This window comes from Fusobacterium sp., assembly GCF_029258315.1.
In the GTDB taxonomy this organism is placed as follows: Bacteria; Fusobacteriota; Fusobacteriia; order Fusobacteriales; family Fusobacteriaceae; genus Fusobacterium_B.
Genome location: NZ_JARHZE010000072.1, coordinates 1 through 4589, shown reverse-complemented (window position 1 = coordinate 4589; position 4589 = coordinate 1). Strand labels below are relative to the sequence as shown.

The 4589-nt window shown below is 28.0% G+C and carries 5 protein-coding genes; all 5 read left to right on the top strand.

The window, feature by feature from the left end; genetic code table 11:
- Positions 1 to 942 (top strand): YheT family hydrolase (locus Q1J48_RS05520; RefSeq protein WP_300361855.1); only part of this gene is annotated, 942 nt, incomplete at its 5' end.
- A 118-nt stretch (positions 943 to 1060) separates the two neighbouring features.
- Positions 1061 to 2074, top strand: a complete 1014-nt coding sequence (gene galE / locus Q1J48_RS05515) for a UDP-glucose 4-epimerase GalE (protein ID WP_300330554.1) — start codon at positions 1061 to 1063, stop codon at positions 2072 to 2074.
- 117 nt (positions 2075 to 2191) lie between these two features.
- Complete coding sequence (locus Q1J48_RS05510; RefSeq protein WP_300361853.1) at positions 2192 to 2629, top strand: MarR family winged helix-turn-helix transcriptional regulator; 438 nt, start codon at positions 2192 to 2194, stop codon at positions 2627 to 2629.
- Between the two features lie 22 nt (positions 2630 to 2651).
- Positions 2652 to 4091 (top strand): MATE family efflux transporter, encoded by a 1440-nt coding sequence (locus Q1J48_RS05505; RefSeq protein ID WP_300361850.1) that lies wholly within the window; start codon positions 2652 to 2654, stop codon positions 4089 to 4091.
- 188 nt (positions 4092 to 4279) lie between these two features.
- Positions 4280 to 4589: rubredoxin-like domain-containing protein (locus Q1J48_RS05500; protein ID WP_300330564.1), on the top strand; the 310-nt coding region annotated here is incomplete at its 3' end.

Below are 4589 nucleotides of genomic sequence, written 5' to 3'. Positions count from 1 at the left end.
TATAAACCAAATTGGTTATTTAAATTTAAACATATAAATACTTGTTATCCAACTTTATTTAGAAAAATAAAAGTAGATTATAATGAAAGAGAAAGAGTAACTACTTATGATGGTGATTTTATAGATATTGATTGGATAAAAAATGGAAATAAAAAATTATTAATTTTATGTCACGGTTTGGAAGGAAGTTCTAAAAGTAAATATATACAAGCTCATGCAAAATATTTCTCAGAGAGAAATTGGGATATTATTGCATTAAATTATAGAGGATGTACAGAGGAAAATTTAAAACCTTATGCTTATCATGGAGGAATGATTGAGGATTTAAAACTTGTGATAGAAGAAAAGGGAAAAAACTATAAAGAGATAGTTGTAGGTGGATTTAGTTTAGGTGGAAATATAGTTTTAAAATATTTAGGAACTGAAAAATTACCAAATAATTTAATATGTGGGTTTGCAGTTTCTCCCCCTTGTGATTTTATATCTTCTAATAAGAGAATAAACAGCCCAGAAAATAAAGTTTACTGTAAAAGATTTTTAACAAAGTTAAAAATCAAGTGTCAAAGAAAATATGACTCTCATAAGGAATGGCATAATTTAATAGATATTGAAAAGATAAAAAATGCAAAAAATATAGAAGAATTTGATGAGGCATACACAGGAAAATTTTTTGGATTTAATGGTGCAAGAGATTATTATCAAAAGGTTAGCAGTAAACAAAATATAGTTGATATACCAGTTCCTACCTATATTTTGACACCATTAGATGATCCTATGATGGGGGAAGGTTGTTATCCATTTGAAGAGAGTAAAAGAAATAAAAATATTACTTTTGAAGCTCCCAAATATGGTGGACATGTAGGCTTTTCATCTTTTAAAGATTATCCTTATGTTTTAGAAGAAAGTATATATAATTTTGTAAAAATGGTCAAAAAATTATAGCTTTTTAAAAAAAATTTAATAAGTTTATAAAAAATAAATTTATGTTGTTTGAAAAAAATAATAAATAAGGTATAATTAATTGAAAATGAAAGTAAAATAATATTAATGAGGTGATTATATGGCAGTTTTAGTAACAGGTGGAGCAGGTTATATAGGAAGTCATACAGTGGTAGAACTATTAAATGTTGGAAAAGAAGTTGTAATAGTAGACGATTTAAGCAATAGTTCAGAAAAAGTTATAGACAGAATAGAAGAAATCACAGGAAAAAGACCTAAGTTTTATAAAGTAAATATTCTTGATCAAGAAAACTTTGAAAAAGTATTTAAAGAGAATAAAATAGATTCAGTTATACATTTTGCAGGATTTAAAGCTGTTGGAGAATCAGTAGCTAAACCATTGGAGTATTATACAAATAACTTAGTAAATACTTTAGTAGTTTTAAATGTAATGAAAAAATATGGAGTACGTAATTTTGTATTTAGTTCATCAGCAACAGTATACGGAGATCCACATACTTGTCCAATCTTAGAAAACTTCCCATTAAGCACAACAAATCCTTATGGAAGTACAAAATTAATGATAGAGGATATGCTAAGAGATATATCTAAAGCAGATCCTACATTAAATGCTGCAATTTTAAGATACTTCAATCCAGTTGGAGCTCACGAAAGTGGAAAAATTGGGGAAGAACCGAATGGTATTCCAAATAACTTAATGCCATATATAACAAAAGTAGCTATTGGAAAATTACAAATCCTAAGTGTTTATGGAAATGATTATCCAACTCACGACGGAACAGGAGTAAGAGATTATATCCACGTTGTAGACTTAGCTTTAGGACATTTAAAAGCATTAGAAAAATTAGAAACAAACCCAGGATTAGTAACATATAACCTAGGAACAGGAAAAGGATATAGTGTTTTAGATATGGTAAAAGCTTTCAGTAAAGCGTGTGGACATGAAATACCATATAAAATTGTTGATAGAAGACCAGGAGATGTTGCAATGTGTTATGCTGATGCAACAAAAGCTAAAAATGAATTAGGTTGGGAAGCAAAATACGATTTAGATAGAATGTGTGCTGACTCTTGGAGATGGCAAAGTAACAATCCAAATGGATACAATGACTAATTAATTTATTTAATAAATAATATAAAATAACCAAAGTTTTCTTTGGTTATTTTTTTTAGCAAAAAAAAGTTTGATATAAAACTAATTTCATGATAAAATTTTATGAGGGGTGATAAAATGCAAAAAAAAGAATTAGAAAACAGTCTTTTTAGTTATATTTCTAGAATAAGAATAAAAAGTTGCTATTTTATAGAAAATGAAGCAAAAAAAAGAGGGATAACACTTAGCTACTCATATATGAGGATAATAATAATTTTATATTTTAATAAAAAACTTTCTATGAAGGAACTTACAAAAAAATTAGGAAGGGATAAATCAACAGTGACCTCTCTCATAAATAAATTAGAAGCAGAGGGATATATAGAAAAAACTTTATCTGATTCGGATAAAAGGATGACTTATATAGAGCTTAAGGAAAAATCTCAAGAGATAATAGATACAATTTTTGAAATCTCTGAAATTTTTCACGAAAAAGTTGTTGAAATGATTGGTGAAGAGGATACAGAAACCTTGTATAAGATAAATAAAAAGTTGTTAGATAGTTGGAATTTATAAAAAAATTAGGGGGATATGATAGATGAGTGATAAAAAACACAAATTAATGGGAACGGAGAAAATTACAAAATTATTAATACAATTTTCTTTGCCAGCTATAATAGGGATGTTGGTAAATGCACTGTATAACATTGTTGATAGAATCTATATAGGTAATATAGAAGAGGTTGGAGATTTAGCAATAGCTGGAGTAGGGATAACTTTTCCTGTTGTAGTTTTTGTTTTTGCATTTTCAATAATGATAGGATTAGGATCAGCTACAAATTCATCATTAAATCTTGGAAAGAAGAATAAACCAGAGGCTGAAAGATATTTAGGATCAGCAATATTTTTCGGATTTTTAATATCTATAATTTTAATGGTAGTTATTTTAGGAAAGCTAGATTGGTTAGTAATTAAATTAGGTGGTAGTGAATTTACTAAGGCTTATGCAAAAGATTATTTAAAAATTTTAGCTTATGGTTTTCCAGCAGCAGTAGTTGGCTATGTAGCCAATGCTTCAATTCGTTCAGATGGAAATCCAAAAATGGCTATGATGACTCTTCTTATTGGAGCCATAACAAATATAGCTTTAGATCCGATTTTTATATTTTATTTTAATATGGGCGTAAAAGGTGCTGCTTGGGCTACAATTATATCACAGTATGCTTCTGGAATTTGGGCTTTATATTATTTTATCTCTGATTTCAGCGGAATGAAATTATATTTAAAAAATATTAAATTTGATATATCAAAAGTAAAAAATATAGTTTCTTTAGGAAGTGCACCTTTTGCTATTCAGATAGGAGCTAGTTTAGTAAACTATGTGTATAATAATAATTTAAAAGATTATGGTGGGGATACAGCCATAGGAGCTATGGCCATAGTACAAGGGATAATAACTTTTGTTTTGATGCCTATTTTTGGAATAAATCAAGGACTACAGCCAATACTTGGATATAATTATGGTTCAAGACTGTATGGAAGAGTGAGAGAGGCTTTATTTAAAGCAATTTTTGCAGCAACAGCATTATGTGTTTTTGATTTTTTAACAATTCAATTTTTATCAAAGTATCTAATTCATATTTTTGCAAAAAAAGAAGAATTGATTTTAATTGCATCAAGAGGACTTAAGATACAAACTTTTATGTTACCAATAAATGGATTTCAAATAATATCTTCTATATATTTCCAAGCTATTGGGAAACCAAAGATGAGCTTTTTTATGAGTCTTACAAGACAGATAATAGTTCTAGTACCAAGTATATTTATAATGTCAAAAATGTTTGGTGTAGCAGGTATATGGTATGCTGCTCCTGTTTCTGATTTTATATCTTTTATGCTTACTTTCATTTTAATAGCCAGAGAATTAAAAATTTTAAAATCTTTACTAGTAAAAAGGCATAGAGAACTTGTTAGAGCAAAGGTAGAAGGAAAACTTTTAGAGGAAGAAGAGATAGAGTTAAGAGTTAAAGTTAATTAAATTAATATTTTAAGAAAGAGTGTTTAAGAATTTTTTTTACCACTCTTTTTTATTTATAAAAAAATTTTATAAAAAATAAAAAAATTGTTGACAAGAAAAAGAAGTTATGCTAAAATAAATACATAAATGAAACGATTACAAAATTAAAATAAAAGATTAGGGAATTAGAATATTAGGAGGAAAAAGATATGAAAAAATTTAGATGTAAAGTATGTGGAGAAATAATAACTGAAGGAATGGAAAAATGTCCAGTTTGTGGAGTAGGTCCAGATAAATGGGAAGAAATCGTTGAAGGTGAAGGAAAAGTTTGGGCAACTGAGCATAAAATCGGAGAAGGATTAGCTTGTGGAGATGAAGAAATAATCGCTGGTTTAAGAGCTAACTTCGAAGGAGAATGTACAGAAGTTGGAATGTACTTAGCAATGTCAAGAGTAGCAGATAGAGAAGGATATCCAGAAGTAGCAGAAGCTTATAAAAGAATAGCTTTCGAAGAAGCAG

Coding starts and splice junctions, on each gene's coding strand:
- galE (WP_300330554.1), top strand. CDS start 1,061: ATGGCAGTTTTAGTAACAGGTGGAGCAGGTTATATAGGAAGTCATACA.
- Q1J48_RS05510 (WP_300361853.1), top strand. CDS start 2,192: ATGCAAAAAAAAGAATTAGAAAACAGTCTTTTTAGTTATATTTCTAGA.
- Q1J48_RS05505 (WP_300361850.1), top strand. CDS start 2,652: ATGAGTGATAAAAAACACAAATTAATGGGAACGGAGAAAATTACAAAA.